Annotated in this window: 13 protein-coding genes and 1 tRNA gene; 7 read left to right on the top strand and 7 right to left on the bottom strand. The window is 65.3% G+C overall.

Annotated elements, in window-relative coordinates:
* Positions 1-150: 150 nt before the first annotated feature.
* Positions 151-987, bottom strand: a complete 837-nt coding sequence (locus QO015_RS21395; protein WP_266284244.1) for a putative phage abortive infection protein — start codon at positions 985-987, stop codon at positions 151-153.
* A gap of 115 nt (positions 988-1,102) precedes the next feature.
* Positions 1,103-1,187 (bottom strand) — tRNA-Leu (locus QO015_RS21390).
* 559 nt (positions 1,188-1,746) lie between these two features.
* On the opposite strand from QO015_RS21390, the gene QO015_RS21385 reads away from it, so the two are divergent.
* Positions 1,747-2,490 carry a hypothetical protein gene (locus QO015_RS21385; RefSeq protein WP_266284242.1) on the top strand — a complete coding sequence of 248 codons (744 nt, stop codon included), beginning with the start codon at positions 1,747-1,749 and terminating at the stop codon, positions 2,488-2,490.
* A gap of 71 nt (positions 2,491-2,561) precedes the next feature.
* Here QO015_RS21385 and QO015_RS21380 read toward each other — a convergent pair whose 3' ends face one another.
* The 3 genes from QO015_RS21380 to QO015_RS21370 all read right to left on the bottom strand — a co-directional run bounded on the left by QO015_RS21380 (position 2,562) and on the right by QO015_RS21370 (position 4,345).
* On the bottom strand, positions 2,562-2,894 hold the full coding sequence (locus QO015_RS21380; protein ID WP_266284240.1) for a hypothetical protein: 333 nt from the start codon (positions 2,892-2,894) through the stop codon (positions 2,562-2,564).
* A 10-nt stretch (positions 2,895-2,904) separates the two neighbouring features.
* On the bottom strand, positions 2,905-3,402 hold the full coding sequence (gpt, locus tag QO015_RS21375; RefSeq protein ID WP_266284238.1) for a xanthine phosphoribosyltransferase: 498 nt from the start codon (positions 3,400-3,402) through the stop codon (positions 2,905-2,907).
* Positions 3,403-3,586: 184 nt separating this feature from the next.
* Positions 3,587-4,345, bottom strand: coding sequence for a competence/damage-inducible protein A (locus QO015_RS21370; protein ID WP_266284236.1), 759 nt, complete (start codon positions 4,343-4,345; stop codon positions 3,587-3,589).
* Positions 4,346-4,570: 225 nt separating this feature from the next.
* Between QO015_RS21370 and map the strand changes: the two genes are divergently transcribed.
* Entirely contained in the window at positions 4,571-5,404 is an 834-nt protein-coding gene (gene map, locus QO015_RS21365; protein WP_266284235.1) for a type I methionyl aminopeptidase, read from the top strand.
* Complete coding sequence (gene radC, locus QO015_RS21360) at positions 5,401-6,099, top strand: RadC family protein (RefSeq protein WP_266284234.1); 699 nt, start codon at positions 5,401-5,403, stop codon at positions 6,097-6,099. Before map ends, radC begins: the two co-directional genes overlap by 4 nt.
* A gap of 33 nt (positions 6,100-6,132) precedes the next feature.
* On the opposite strand, the gene QO015_RS21355 is transcribed toward radC, so the two are convergent.
* Positions 6,133-7,026, bottom strand: coding sequence for a 2OG-Fe(II) oxygenase family protein (locus QO015_RS21355; protein WP_266284232.1), 894 nt, complete (start codon positions 7,024-7,026; stop codon positions 6,133-6,135).
* Between the two features lie 324 nt (positions 7,027-7,350).
* Here QO015_RS21355 and QO015_RS21350 point away from each other — a divergent pair, with 324 nt between their 5' ends.
* The 4 genes from QO015_RS21350 (at position 7,351) to QO015_RS21335 (ending at position 11,510) form a co-directional block, all read left to right on the top strand.
* On the top strand, positions 7,351-8,769 hold the full coding sequence (locus QO015_RS21350; RefSeq protein ID WP_266284230.1) for a circularly permuted type 2 ATP-grasp protein: 1,419 nt from the start codon (positions 7,351-7,353) through the stop codon (positions 8,767-8,769).
* 141 nt (positions 8,770-8,910) lie between these two features.
* Positions 8,911-9,849: an alpha-E domain-containing protein gene (locus QO015_RS21345; protein ID WP_266284228.1), complete on the top strand. Its 939-nt coding sequence runs from the start codon at positions 8,911-8,913 to the stop codon at positions 9,847-9,849.
* Positions 9,850-9,864: 15 nt separating this feature from the next.
* Positions 9,865-10,683 (top strand): transglutaminase family protein, encoded by an 819-nt coding sequence (locus QO015_RS21340; RefSeq protein ID WP_266284226.1) that lies wholly within the window; start codon positions 9,865-9,867, stop codon positions 10,681-10,683.
* Positions 10,684-10,766: 83 nt separating this feature from the next.
* Positions 10,767-11,510 (top strand): proteasome-type protease, encoded by a 744-nt coding sequence (locus QO015_RS21335; RefSeq protein ID WP_266284224.1) that lies wholly within the window; start codon positions 10,767-10,769, stop codon positions 11,508-11,510.
* Positions 11,511-11,519: 9 nt separating this feature from the next.
* On the opposite strand, the gene QO015_RS21330 is transcribed toward QO015_RS21335, so the two are convergent.
* Positions 11,520-11,786: an usg protein gene (locus QO015_RS21330; protein ID WP_266284223.1), complete on the bottom strand. Its 267-nt coding sequence runs from the start codon at positions 11,784-11,786 to the stop codon at positions 11,520-11,522.
* Positions 11,787-12,094 lie beyond the last annotated feature (308 nt).

The raw sequence follows: 12,094 nt of genomic DNA, 5'->3' as shown, positions 1-12,094 counted from the left end.
GCTGCGCGAGTGGCCGGAGCCGAGGCGGGGTGCCGGTTTGCGGCGCGACAGTCCGCAACAGGGGCGATCCCACTTGTCAACTGCCAGTGCGATTGCGCTGAGGCCAAATCCGCTCTCAGCAGGCGCCGTCAGGAGCCGAGAGGCCGCTCCCTAGCGAGCGGGCCGCTTTCTACTGCTGGAAAAGGCCGTTTCATTGTACTGCCTCAACAACATGCCACGGATAGGATTTGGCGTATACTTAAGCATCCTGAACTGCTCGAGAAGCGGTTTCAGCTCGCTTGACGCTGGTATGATCGCCGTAGTCCCCAAGAACGCTGCCTCGCTGCCAGTCAGCTGCCCACGGAGAAGGCGAGCATACTGAAATTTCTCTTCTTCGCTTAAGACACTGTCATCACGAATCCGGCCAAGCATATTTATAATAACCCTTACATAGGGGCCTGCATTCAACTGACTCTGTAAATCAAAGTCTACGGTGAATACCAGCTTAATGGCATCTAGAATCTCCGCCGGATTGCCACCCTTCCGACCCAACCCGTTCCTATCAATGTGCTCTTCAATCATAAGAACTGCTTGATCAATCGCGTGGAAGTCACGAGGCCGGCTATCTCCTTGGGGGTTGCCAAACGGTTCGGCTCTGCCAAAAGCAATTTCAGCTCGCAGTCTTCTCATCAGATCCAAAAGCTGAAAGAAGGAACTTTCGAATCTCTGCCTGTGCTGATCGTCGCTTTGTGATTTTATGGTATATAGAAGCCCCAGGAACGCAAAAGCTGAGAAAAGCGTGTTTAGGACTCCAAAATAGTCTCCAAACTGCGCTGCTTCCGCGAAAGGCCAAATCAAGCCATTCTGTATAATTATAAGCGGTATCGCAGCCCAACAAAAGAATATTACAACGGCCAGGATCGCGACAAACAAAATAAAACGGAATCTATTTATAGTCATCTCCCTAACCCCGTTACAATGAATCTGCGGATTTCGATTCTTATCCATGCTTCAAAATCTTAATATATATCCGAGCCGCTAATTCACTCTGATATCGAATCATGGCTCTTCGTGGCAGATTGCATGCTGGAACAATATTCATGATACAAGCAAAGGCGTCTCTTGGTGCGGGCGGCGGGGATCGAACCCGCATGGCCGAGGCCGAGGGATTTTAAGTCCCTTGCGTCTACCAGTTTCGCCACGCCCGCGACGGCGGCTTTCTGCCATTTTCCGTGGGGTTGCGATAGGGCTGGTGCGCCTCGGCGCAACATGATCCCGACAATTCGACTTCAATCTATCCGCGGAACTCGCCCCCAGCGGCAGACGGCAGGTCAAGAAGTCACGCACGGTAGCTGACGCGCCTTCTGCGCGATCACGCGCAGGCGGGCAGACGGCAGATGAGCCAGCCGCGAGCGGGGTTGACGCTTCTCTGCACCAATCGCGCCCCGGCAGCAGAGAGCGGATCAGGAGCCGCAGATAAGGCGGCCGCGCCCTGCGCCGACTGCTCGCAGGGGCCCAAGCAAACAGCGAAACTGTGGACCCCGTTGCAGATTGCTGCTCGCGGGTCGCGCACGGGGGGGAGGAGAGGCTTTCCTCGCGCCGGCAAAGGCTGCTAGACGGGGCGCGAGTGAATCGTGGCACCACGGCGGCTTGCTCATCGACCCGTCCCGGATCCGGCATCCGGCGCATTTTGCCGACGCGAGCGGACCCCGCTTCGCTCGACAATGCTCCGAAGCCGCCCGCGATCCGCCTTGTGGAGCCACAGCAATGACCAGCCCCGACTCGACGCCCGCCTCCCGCCGCTTCGCCCTGCCGCTCGATCCGCGCGGCATCCTCCTGCGCGCCTCCCGCATGGGCCGCGTGCTCGTCGGCGTGCGCGCGCCCGGCGCGCTGCTGGAGCGGATCGGGCCGCTCGATCCTGTCGCCGAGCGGGCCGATGGCTGGCTGGTCTCGGAAAATGCCAGCGGATACACGGCCATCGATCCCACAGCCGTCGCGTCCATCGTCACCGATGTCAGCGAGACGCCGCACGACACGCTGCTGACCTATGTCGATTTCCTGGATGCGGACGGCGCCTCGATCGTCAAGGTGACGGCGCTGGACGGGCCCGAGCTGCTCGAGGCGGCGCTGGAAGGCCTGCCGCGCGCGCCGCTCCCTTATGTGCCGCCGCTGCCGCGCACGACCATTCCCGTCGACCAGAGCGATCCGGGCGCCCTGCCCTTCCATGGCGCGGTGGCGAGCGGCGAGGCCGTGACGCTTGTCGCGGTACGGCCCGGCGCCGAGCAGAGCCACACCGGCGTCGTCGAAGCCGTCCGGCTCGGCCACTCTTATGTGAACCTCATCCAGAGCGACATGCACCTGCATCTCTCCGCCGGCGCGGTCGCGGCCTGGCGGCGGAAGGCCGAGGGCACGCGCGTCACGCTCGCGGCTGAGGACGCCGAGGGGCGGTCGATCGGCCTCACGGTGTCCGGTCCGGCGACGGCCTTCGCGGATGCCCGCATTCCCGCCTGAGGGCGGAAACGAAAACGGCGCCGGCTGTGACGCCGGCGCCGCTCCATGGCTGTCTTGCTCGCGCGCGGCGATCAGTTCTCTTCTTCGCGCGCCTGCTTGATGTCGGCGATGAATTCCTCGGCGCCCTGCTTCACCTCGCGCACATGATCGCCCGCATCCTTGAGGAAGCGGTCAAGCTCGAGCTTGAGGCCGGTGGCGGAGGGCTTCTCGGTGCCGTCGGCATAGGAGATCATGCGCGCGGTGACGGCGAGGTCGAGCAGCAGCGCGACCAGGAGACCGTCGTCCAGCTCCTGTTCGTCCGCATAGTCCGAGACGATCTCGAACAGCGCGCTGCGATGCTCCTCATATTCCTCGGCGAAGGCCTCGAATTCGGCATCCTCGGACGGCTGGTTCGGGTCGCTCATGCTGTTCTCCTCAGCCGACGATCGGCGGTTGAAACGTCAGTCCCATGTCCCACGGGAAATAGATCCACGTATCCTGCGACACTTCCGTGATGAATGTGTCCACGACGGGGCGGCCCATCGGCTTTGCGTAGAGCGTCGCGTAATGCGCCTTCGGCAGCATGTCGCGCACGAGCCGCGCCGTCTTGCCGGTATCGACGAGGTCGTCGATGACCAGGATGCCGTTCCCCTCGCCGCCGGCGAGGTCGATCACCGCCTGGCTGACGCCCTTCAGGACCTTGAGCGAACCCTGCTCCTGATAATCGTGATAGGAGGCGACGCAGACAGTCTCGACGACGCGGATGCCGAGCTCGCGGGCGACCACCGCGGCCGGCACGAGGCCGCCGCGCGTCACGCAGACGATCGCTTCCCATTTCTTGTCGCCGGAGAGGCGCCAGGTCAGCGCGCGCGCATCGCGGTGGAACTGGTCCCAGGAAACCGGAAACGCCTTGTCGCTGCGCGCATCTGCCATAGCCCGTCTCCCGCCTGATCTTTCCGACGAGCCATGGAGCGCGCCGCCGCGAGGTGCAATCTGCCAGAGGTGGCGCTCCACAGGAAAGTGGGCCGGCGCCCCTTTTGCGGCCAAACTGCTTTGCCCGTAGCGCGATTCTCCGATTTCGCGCAGCGTGAGGAAGCGATCTGGCGGAGATCCGGCGCTAGCGCGGGGCGGTCAGGAGCGAGGCGATCAGCTGCTCGACCGCGCGGACGCCCTCGGCGAGACGGTCGGCATCGCGCGAGCGCAGCACGATGTCGGTCGCGAAGCCGCCGTCGAGCATCTTCGGATAGCTGCCGATCGAAACGTCCGGAAAATCCTTCTGGATCGCGCCGAGCCCGGCCGCGATCCGTCCCTCGCCCATCGAGGCGGGGACGGTCGCCGACAACATCTTCGCGCCCGTGGGGATCGTCGCCGTCACGGCGTCGAGCATCGCCTGCATGATGACCGGGACGCCGGCCATGACATGCACGTTGCGGATGGTGAAGCCGGGCGCCTTGGAAACGGGATTGTCGATGAGCGCGGCGCCGGCCGGGATGCGCGCCATGCGCAGCCGCGCCTCGTTGAGGTTTTCGGCGCCGTAGTGCCCGGTCAGGATCGCGACCGCGCGCGGATCGTGGTCGATGGTGACGCCGAAGGCGCGCGCCATTGCATCGGCGGTGATGTCGTCATGGGTCGGGCCGATGCCGCCCGTGGAGAAGACGTGATCATAGCGCGCGGAGAGGGCGCGGACGGCGGCGACGATCTCCTCCTCGATGTCCGGAACGATGCGGACTTCGCGGATGTCGATGCCGATCGCCGTGCAGTATTCGGCGATGTAGCCGATATTCTTGTCCTTGGTCCGGCCGGACAGGATCTCGTCGCCGATCACCAGGATGGCAGCGGTGACGATCCGATGCGTTGCAGCGCCGCTCGCGGTCATTCGTTCACTCCGTCGCGCCCGGGCTCGGGCCGGCAAGGATCTAGAGCGTTTCAGGGGCGGCTGGAAGGGCTCCGGCGCCAGAGTCGAGCCCCCTCAAGGACATGTGTGGCCAGAAGAGCCTTGCAACGCCCGGTCCGATGCGCCAAATCGGGGTTAACAATCCCGACGACCCTTGCTTGTGCCGCCGGCCGGACCCTGCCCGGCTCGCCGCAGCCGGAGCCACCCATGGTCAGCTATGTCGATGCCGATGCCGCCCCGCTGAAGAACACCGGCCAGATCCGCCTCTACGGACCGGAAGCCTTCGCGGCGATGCACCGGGCCGGACGGCTCGCCGCCGAATGCCTCGACGGCCTCGCCGACATCGTGAAGCCGGGCGTCCCGACCGACGTCATCGACCGCTATGTCTACGAGTTCGGCGCCGATCACGGCGCGCTGCCGGCGACGCTCGGCTATCGCGGCTACACGCGCTCGACCTGCACCTCGATCAACCATGTCGTCTGCCACGGCATTCCCAACGAGAAGCCGCTGCGCGATGGCGACATCGTCAATGTCGACGTGACCTTCATTCTCGACGGCTGGTATGGCGACTCGAGCCGCATGTACAATGTCGGCGAGGTGAAGCGCGCGGCCGAAAGGCTGGTCGAGGTCACCTACGAGTCGCTGATGCGCGGCATCGCGGCGGTGAAGCCGGGCGCCACGACCGGCGATATCGGCCATGCGATCCAGTCCTTCGCCGAGGGCGAACGCTGCAGCGTCGTGCGCGATTTCTGCGGCCATGGCGTCGGGCGGCTGTTCCACGACACGCCGAACATCCTGCATTACGGCAATCCCGGCGAGGGCATCGAGCTGCGTCCCGGGATGATCTTCACCATCGAGCCGATGATCAATCTCGGCCGGCCGCATGTGAAGGTGCTCTCCGACGGCTGGACGGCCGTGACGCGCGACCGCTCGCTCTCGGCGCAGTTCGAGCACACGGTCGGCGTGACGGAGACGGGCTGCGAGATCTTCACGCTCTCGCCGCGCGGCCATACCTGTCCGCCCTACCCGACTGCGGCATGACCGGCTTCGGGGACGGATCCGACGTTCCGCACTTCGTCGGCCATCGCGAGCGCCTCAAGGGGCGCTTTCGCGAGAATGGCGGCGACGGGCTGGCCGATTACGAACTCCTTGAACTGATCCTCTTCGCGGCCGTGCCGCGGCGCGACACGAAGCCGATCGCCAAGGCGCTGATCACCCGCTTCGGCACCTTCACCGAGGTCCTCGCCGCGCCCGAAGCGCGGCTCATGGAGGTGCCGGGCGTGGGCGCCTCGGTGGCGCTGCATCTCAAGATCGTTCATGCGGCCGCGAAGCGGCAGGCGCGCGGCGCGGCGCGCGAACGGCCGCTGCTCGGCTCCTGGAGCGCGGTGATCGACTATTGCCGCGTCGCCATGGCCTATGAGGAGAAGGAGCAGTTCCGCATCCTCTTCCTCGACAAGAAGAACGCCCTCATCGCCGACGAGGTGCAGCAGACCGGCACCGTCGACCACACGCCCGTCTATCCGCGCGAGGTGGTGAAGCGCGCGCTGGAGCTTTCGGCGACGGCGATCGTGCTCGTGCACAATCACCCCTCCGGCGACCCGACGCCCTCGCGCGCCGACATCCAGATGACGAAGACGATCGTCGACGTCGCCGCGCCGCTCGGCATCGCCGTGCACGACCACATCATCGTCGGCCGCCACGGCAATGTGAGCTTCAAGGGTCTCAAGCTGATCTGAGGCCGGCCAGGCGTCGCGGCCGGCCTGCCGGGATCACATGCCCTTCTTGTCGTTGCGGGCGAGTTCGCGAAGCCGTTCGCCGAGATAGCTGCCGGCCGTGTAGCGGTCGGAGAGAACGACATCCGGGCGCGGCTGCAGGAACAGCGGGATCGACACGCGCGAGCGGAAGCGCGACTCGCCGATCGGGTTGATCACGCGGTGCGTCGTCGAGCTGTAATAGCCGCCCGACGCTTCCTGGAGCATGTCGCCGACATTGATGACCAGCATGCCGAAATCGAACGGCACGTCGACCCATTCGCCCTCCCCGTTCAGAAGTTGCAGGCCGCGCTCGTTGGCGGCCGGCAGGATGGTCAGGAGGTTGATGTCCTCATGCGCGGCGGCGCGCAGCGCGTCCGGATCCTCGTCGCCGGTCAGCGGTGGATAGCGGAGGATGCGGAACAGCGTCCCCTCGCTGTCCTTCATCATCTCCGGCAGCGGCACCGAGAACTTGGCCCGCACCTCTTCCGGCGAATTGTAGTCGACCCATTGCAGCAGTTCGTCGGCGAGGCCCTTGGCGATGTCGAAATAGCGCCGCGCGGCGTCGGACACCTCGTCGGGGTAACGGCCCCAGGAGTAGAGGTGATAATATTCCTTGAGGTCGCGCTTCTTGCCGGTCTTCGCGGTCTCGGCCTGCGAGGGCGGGAAATAGCCGTCATGCTTCTCGCCGACGAGATATTTGTGCTTGTCCTCGCCGTCGAAGAAACCGAGCCATTCCTTGTAGATCTGCTCGACCAGCGGCTGGGGGATCGGATGATTGGTGAGCACGCCGAAGCCCGTCCGGCGCAGCGACTCGGTGAACAGCGCCGGCGCGTTGGGGTCCCGGTAATCGACGACGATCACACCGCTCTCGTGCGGAACCGCGTCCCGCCGCGCATCGAACTCGCTCATGCAAACTCCTCCATTCCCTGGTCGCCGGCCTCTCTGCGGCGGCGCGGCGATCCCGCGGCCATCATGGACCCGAAGCTCCGGTGGAGGCAATCATGGACGGGGCGGCCCGCGACCATTGCCTCATTTCGCGCCAGTCTGCTGCCTTCTCGGCCGCGTCATCTGCGCCACCCACGACGGTCGATTGGCACTAGCCAAGACTGAGCGCGTTGTGTGCAATAGTGGAGAAGCGTTTCGCGGGAGCGAAACAGGGGGATCGCGGTCGACGAGACTGGCACGCCGCTTGCCGGTACATCCATCGACAGCGGAAGGGGAGTCACTGCGGGCATGGTCGTAGCCTTCGATGAGATGGGGTCGAGCGGCGACAGCTGCCGTCCCGGTTACGAAGTCCTCAAACGTTGGCTGGAGTCGACACCTCCCGATCTTCTCACAACGCGCCGTGCCGAGGCGGAACTTCTGTTCCGCCGCATCGGCATCACCTTCAACGTCTACGGCGACGAGGCGGGCGAGGAGCGGCTGATCCCGTTCGACATCATCCCGCGCATCCTGACCAAGAAGGAATGGGCGGTGCTCGCGCGCGGGCTGGAGCAGCGCGTCAAGGCGCTGAACGCCTTCCTCGCCGACATCTATTCGAAGGGCGAGATCCTGCGTGCCGGCCACGTGCCGGAAGACCTCATCTATCGCAACCCCTACTACCGGCCGGAGATGGCGGGCCTGAAGCTCGCGCACGACATCTATGTGATGATCGCCGGCATCGACATCGTCCGCGTCGATCCCGACACGTTCTACGTGCTCGAGGACAATGCGCGCACGCCGTCCGGCGTCTCCTACATGCTGGAGAACCGGGAGGTGATGATGCGCCTCTTCCCGGATCTCTTCGCCGAGCAGCGGATCGCGCCGGTCGAGAACTATCCGGACGCCCTTCTCGCGACGCTGAAATCAGTGGCGCCACGCTCGGCGTCCTCCGACCCGACCGTCGCGCTCCTGACGCCCGGTCCCTACAACAGCGCCTTCTACGAACACTCGTTCCTCGCCGACAAGCTCGGCATCGAGCTCGTCGAGGGCCGTGACCTGCTGGTGCGCGACAATGTCGTCTACATGCGCACCACCGAGGGACCGAAGCGGGTCGACGTGCTCTATCGCCGCCTCGACGACGATTTCCTCGACCCGCTGACCTTCCGCCCGGATTCCGCGCTCGGCGTGCCCGGCCTGATGAGCGCCTACCGCGCCGGCAACATCACGCTCTCCAACGCCGTGGGGACGGGAGTCGCCGACGACAAGGCGGTCTATTCCTACATGCCCGAGATCGTCCGCTTCTATCTCGGCGAGGAGCCGCTGCTCCAGAACGTGCCGACCTGGCGCTGCCGCGAGCCCGACGCGCTCAAATATGTGCTCGATCACCTGCCCGAGATGGTGGTCAAGGAGGTGGCCGGATCGGGCGGCTACGGCATGCTGATCGGTCCGACCGCCGACAAGAAGACCATCGCCGAGTTCGCCGCCAAGCTCGCCGCCAACCCTGACGACTTCATCGCCCAGCCGACACTGGCGCTGTCCACCTCGCCGACCTTCGTCGATTCCGGCGTCGCGCCGCGCCATGTCGATCTCCGGCCCTTCGTGCTGACGGGTGGCGACAAGGTCCGCATCGTGCCGGGCGGGCTCACCCGCGTCGCGCTCAAGGCCGGCTCGCTGGTGGTCAATTCAAGCCAGGGCGGCGGCACCAAGGACACATGGGTGCTCGATGCGTAGCGGCTCGCTCACCCCGACCACCCTCGCAGCCGGCCGTGCATTCCGGTCCTTCGGCTGTCATCGATCTTCGGAGCCGGCGCCCCCTCTCCCCTTTGCGGTAGAGGGCCGGGGCAAGGGCTCCAGCTTGCGGAGTTCCACGCCGTGCTGAGCCGTACCGCCGACAATCTCTTCTGGCTCGCCCGCTATGTGGAGCGCGCCGAGAACACCGCGCGCATCCTCGACGCCGCCAACCGCCTCGCCGCCATGCCGATCGCCTATGCCGGCGAATCGAACGAGTGGGAATCGGCCGTTGCGGCGACGGGCACGCTCGGCCTCTTCAAGTCGCTCGGCCGCGAAGCGACGGGCGAGAGCGTCGTCGACTTCCTCGCCTTCTCCGCCGACAACCCCTCCTCGATCCGCTCCTGCCTCGAGCGGGCGCGCGTCAACGCGCGGACGGTCCGCACCGCGCTGACCTCGGAGATGTGGGAGGCGATCAACGGCGCCTGGCTCGGCCTGCGCGACTTCAACCGCCTCGGCGACCGCGTGCGCCTCAACGCCTTCCTCACCTATGTGAAGGAAGCCTCGCTGCGCTTCGACGGCTCGGCCTATCGCACGATGCTGCGCAACGACGCCTATTTCTTCTCGGGGCTCGGCTCGTTCATCGAGCGCGCCGACAACACGGCCCGCATTCTCGACGTGAAGTATCACCTGTTGCTGCCCGAGCAGGAGAGCGTCGGCGGCGGCCTCGACTTCTTCCAGTGGTCGTCGATCCTGCGCTCGGTCTCGGCCAACACCGCCTATCACTGGGTCTATCGCGAGAGCGTGAAGCCCTGGCTGGTCGCCGACCTGCTCGTGCTCAACGAACAGCTGCCGCGCTCGCTCTCGGCCTGCTACGGGCGCATCTGCGAGTTCCTCGACGAGCTTTCGCTCGCCTATGGCCGCCAGGGGCCTGCGCAGCGCGTGGCCCGCTCGACGCGCAACCGCCTGCAGAACGCGACGCTCGAGGACGTCTTCCAGGGCGGCTTGCACGAGTTCCTCACCGAGTTCATCGGCGAGAACAGCCGCCTCGGCCAGGCGATCACCGACCAGTATCTCGCCTGAGGAACCCTCGCCGCCATGCGCCTCAGGATCGTCCACGAGATCGTCTACGCCTTCGACCCGCCCGCCAACGGCGCCATCCAGACCCTGCGGCTGACGCCGCGCGGCCATGACGGCCAGTTCGTCGTCGACTGGCGCATCGAGGTCGACCATGACTGCCGCCTGTCGAGCGCGCTCGACCCGTTCGGCAACATCGTCCAGTCCTTCAACACCGACGGCAAGCTCGACGGCCTCGCGATCACCGCGCTCGGCGAAGTGGAAACGCACGACATGGCCGGCATGGTCCGCGGCCAGTCGGAGCGCTTTCCGGTTCCCGTCTTCCTGCGCGACACCTCGCTCACCGAATCCGATCATGCGATCCGGTCCTTCGCCGCCGAAATAGACGCCGCCTCGCCGCCCGATCGTCTCTCGACCCTGCATGCGCTGATGGACGGGCTTCATGATGCGATGGAGCTCGGCGACGTCGAGGACGACCGCGCCATCGCCACCTTCGCGGGCAGGAAGGGCGACGCGCGGGCGCTCGCCCATGTCTTCATCGCCGCGGCGCGTCACCTCGGCATCCCGTCCCGCTATGCCAGCGGATATCTCTTCCGGCCCGATTCGAAGGAGCCGGATCACACCGAGCATGGCTGGGCCGAGGCGTTCATCGAGGGCGTCGGCTGGATCGGATTCGACGCGTCCTGCAATATCTGCCCGACCGACGCCTATGTCCGCCTCGCGATCGGCCTCGACCGCGTGGGAGCGGCGCCGGTGCGTGGCGCCGCCTATGGCGACTGGAGCGCCGTGCCGAAGGTGGCCATCCGCATCAGCGAGGCGAGACCGGTTAAGCAGGCGTAAACAGGCGTGGATGTTTCCGCTCCGCGCTTGCGACTCGAAGCAGGAGCCCCGATGATCCGCCGCTGGCGGAACGGACGGCGGTCATGACTTACTGCGTTGGAATTCTTGTGCGGGACGGGTTGGTGATGATCGCCGACACGCGCACCAATGCGGGCCTCGACAACATCGCGACCTTCCGCAAGCTGCATCTCTTCCAGAAGGACGGCGACCGCGCCATCGCCATCGCGACGGCGGGAAACCTCGCTGTCAGCCAGTCGGTGCTGAACCTCCTGAGCGAAGGGATCAAGAATCCCGAGAGCGGCGAGATCGAGACGATCTACAGCCTGCCGAGCATGTTCAAGGTGGCGCAGTTCGTCGGCCGGGCGATCCGCGAGGTCTACCGCATCCATGGCAAGTCCATGGAGCAGCAGGCGGCGAGCTTCGACGTGACCATGCTGCTGGGCGGCCAGGTCGCGGGCGGAAGGCTGCGCCTCTTCATGGTCTATTCGGCGGGCAACTTCATCGAGGCGACCGCGGATACGCCCTATCTCCAGATCGGCGAGCACAAATACGGCAAGCCGATCCTCGACCGCGCCGTGACGAGCGAGACGGGGCTCGACGAGGCACTGAAGCTCGGCCTCGTCTCGATGGATTCGACGATCCGCTCCAATCTCGGCGTGGGCATGCCCGTCGATGTCTGCACGATTCGCCGCGACGCCATAGCGGTCGACATCTCGCACCGCATCGACCGCAACGACGCCTATTTCGCCGACCTTCGGGAGCGCTGGTCCGCCGCGTTGCGCGCGGCGCACCAGGCGATCCCCGCCCCGCCTTACGGTCGGGACTGATCGTCAGCGTCAGTTCAAGGCATAGAGCGTCGAGGCGACGCGCATCTCCGCTGCGCTGATGACGCCGTGATGCGCCACCTTCACCGAGTGCAGCGGACCCTCGATCTCGCGCTTCCAGAAATCGAGAAACCGGTTGAGCTCGGGAAAGTCCGGCGCCAGGTCATATTCCTGCCAGACGAATGTTTGCAGCAGGGCCGGATGATCGGGAAGGCGGTAGAGGATATGGGCGGTGGTCAGGCCATATCCGGACAACTGACGCAACAGCGATGACGGCATGGGCACCTCGTCTGGTCGGTTCTCGCGAGTCCGCGCGGGACGCTAAAATCGTCTCGCAGGCGACTCTTGATTTCAACGCCGATATCGACGATTGTGCCGTTGAATCAATAGATTAGCAGCAAAGTCGGCTGAGTGCTGCCAGGCTTTGCCGCACAGACATCCAAACGCCCATGCGAGGGCGGCGCGCGGCGGTATCCCCATCCGAATGGCTGGTCGAAGCGTTATAGACGTTGACGGGCGGCGGGCTCATGATGCGATCATCGGCGGCCAGGCGAAGAGCCGGAAGGGATCAGGGGCTGCGGCAGGGA

The organism is Kaistia geumhonensis (assembly GCF_030815145.1).
GTDB classification, from domain to species: domain Bacteria; phylum Pseudomonadota; class Alphaproteobacteria; order Rhizobiales; family Kaistiaceae; genus Kaistia; species Kaistia geumhonensis.
The sequence above is the reverse complement of the archived record's forward strand: the minus strand, read 5'-3'. Positions and strand labels throughout refer to the sequence as shown.

Bases quoted from the DNA above. Each gene is read 5' to 3' on its own strand.
- radC (WP_266284234.1), top strand. From the start codon at position 5,401: ATGACCGGCTTCGGGGACGGATCCGACGTTCCGCACTTCGTCGGCCAT.
- QO015_RS21355 (WP_266284232.1), bottom strand. From the start codon at position 7,026: ATGAGCGAGTTCGATGCGCGGCGGGACGCGGTTCCGCACGAGAGCGGT.
- gpt (WP_266284238.1), bottom strand. From the start codon at position 3,402: ATGGCAGATGCGCGCAGCGACAAGGCGTTTCCGGTTTCCTGGGACCAG.
- QO015_RS21340 (WP_266284226.1), top strand. From the start codon at position 9,865: ATGCGCCTCAGGATCGTCCACGAGATCGTCTACGCCTTCGACCCGCCC.
- QO015_RS21370 (WP_266284236.1), bottom strand. From the start codon at position 4,345: ATGACCGCGAGCGGCGCTGCAACGCATCGGATCGTCACCGCTGCCATC.
- QO015_RS21395 (WP_266284244.1), bottom strand. From the start codon at position 987: ATGGATAAGAATCGAAATCCGCAGATTCATTGTAACGGGGTTAGGGAG.
- QO015_RS21330 (WP_266284223.1), bottom strand. From the start codon at position 11,786: ATGCCGTCATCGCTGTTGCGTCAGTTGTCCGGATATGGCCTGACCACC.
- map (WP_266284235.1), top strand. From the start codon at position 4,571: ATGGTCAGCTATGTCGATGCCGATGCCGCCCCGCTGAAGAACACCGGC.
- QO015_RS21380 (WP_266284240.1), bottom strand. From the start codon at position 2,894: ATGAGCGACCCGAACCAGCCGTCCGAGGATGCCGAATTCGAGGCCTTC.
- QO015_RS21335 (WP_266284224.1), top strand. From the start codon at position 10,767: ATGACTTACTGCGTTGGAATTCTTGTGCGGGACGGGTTGGTGATGATC.
- QO015_RS21350 (WP_266284230.1), top strand. From the start codon at position 7,351: ATGGTCGTAGCCTTCGATGAGATGGGGTCGAGCGGCGACAGCTGCCGT.
- QO015_RS21385 (WP_266284242.1), top strand. From the start codon at position 1,747: ATGACCAGCCCCGACTCGACGCCCGCCTCCCGCCGCTTCGCCCTGCCG.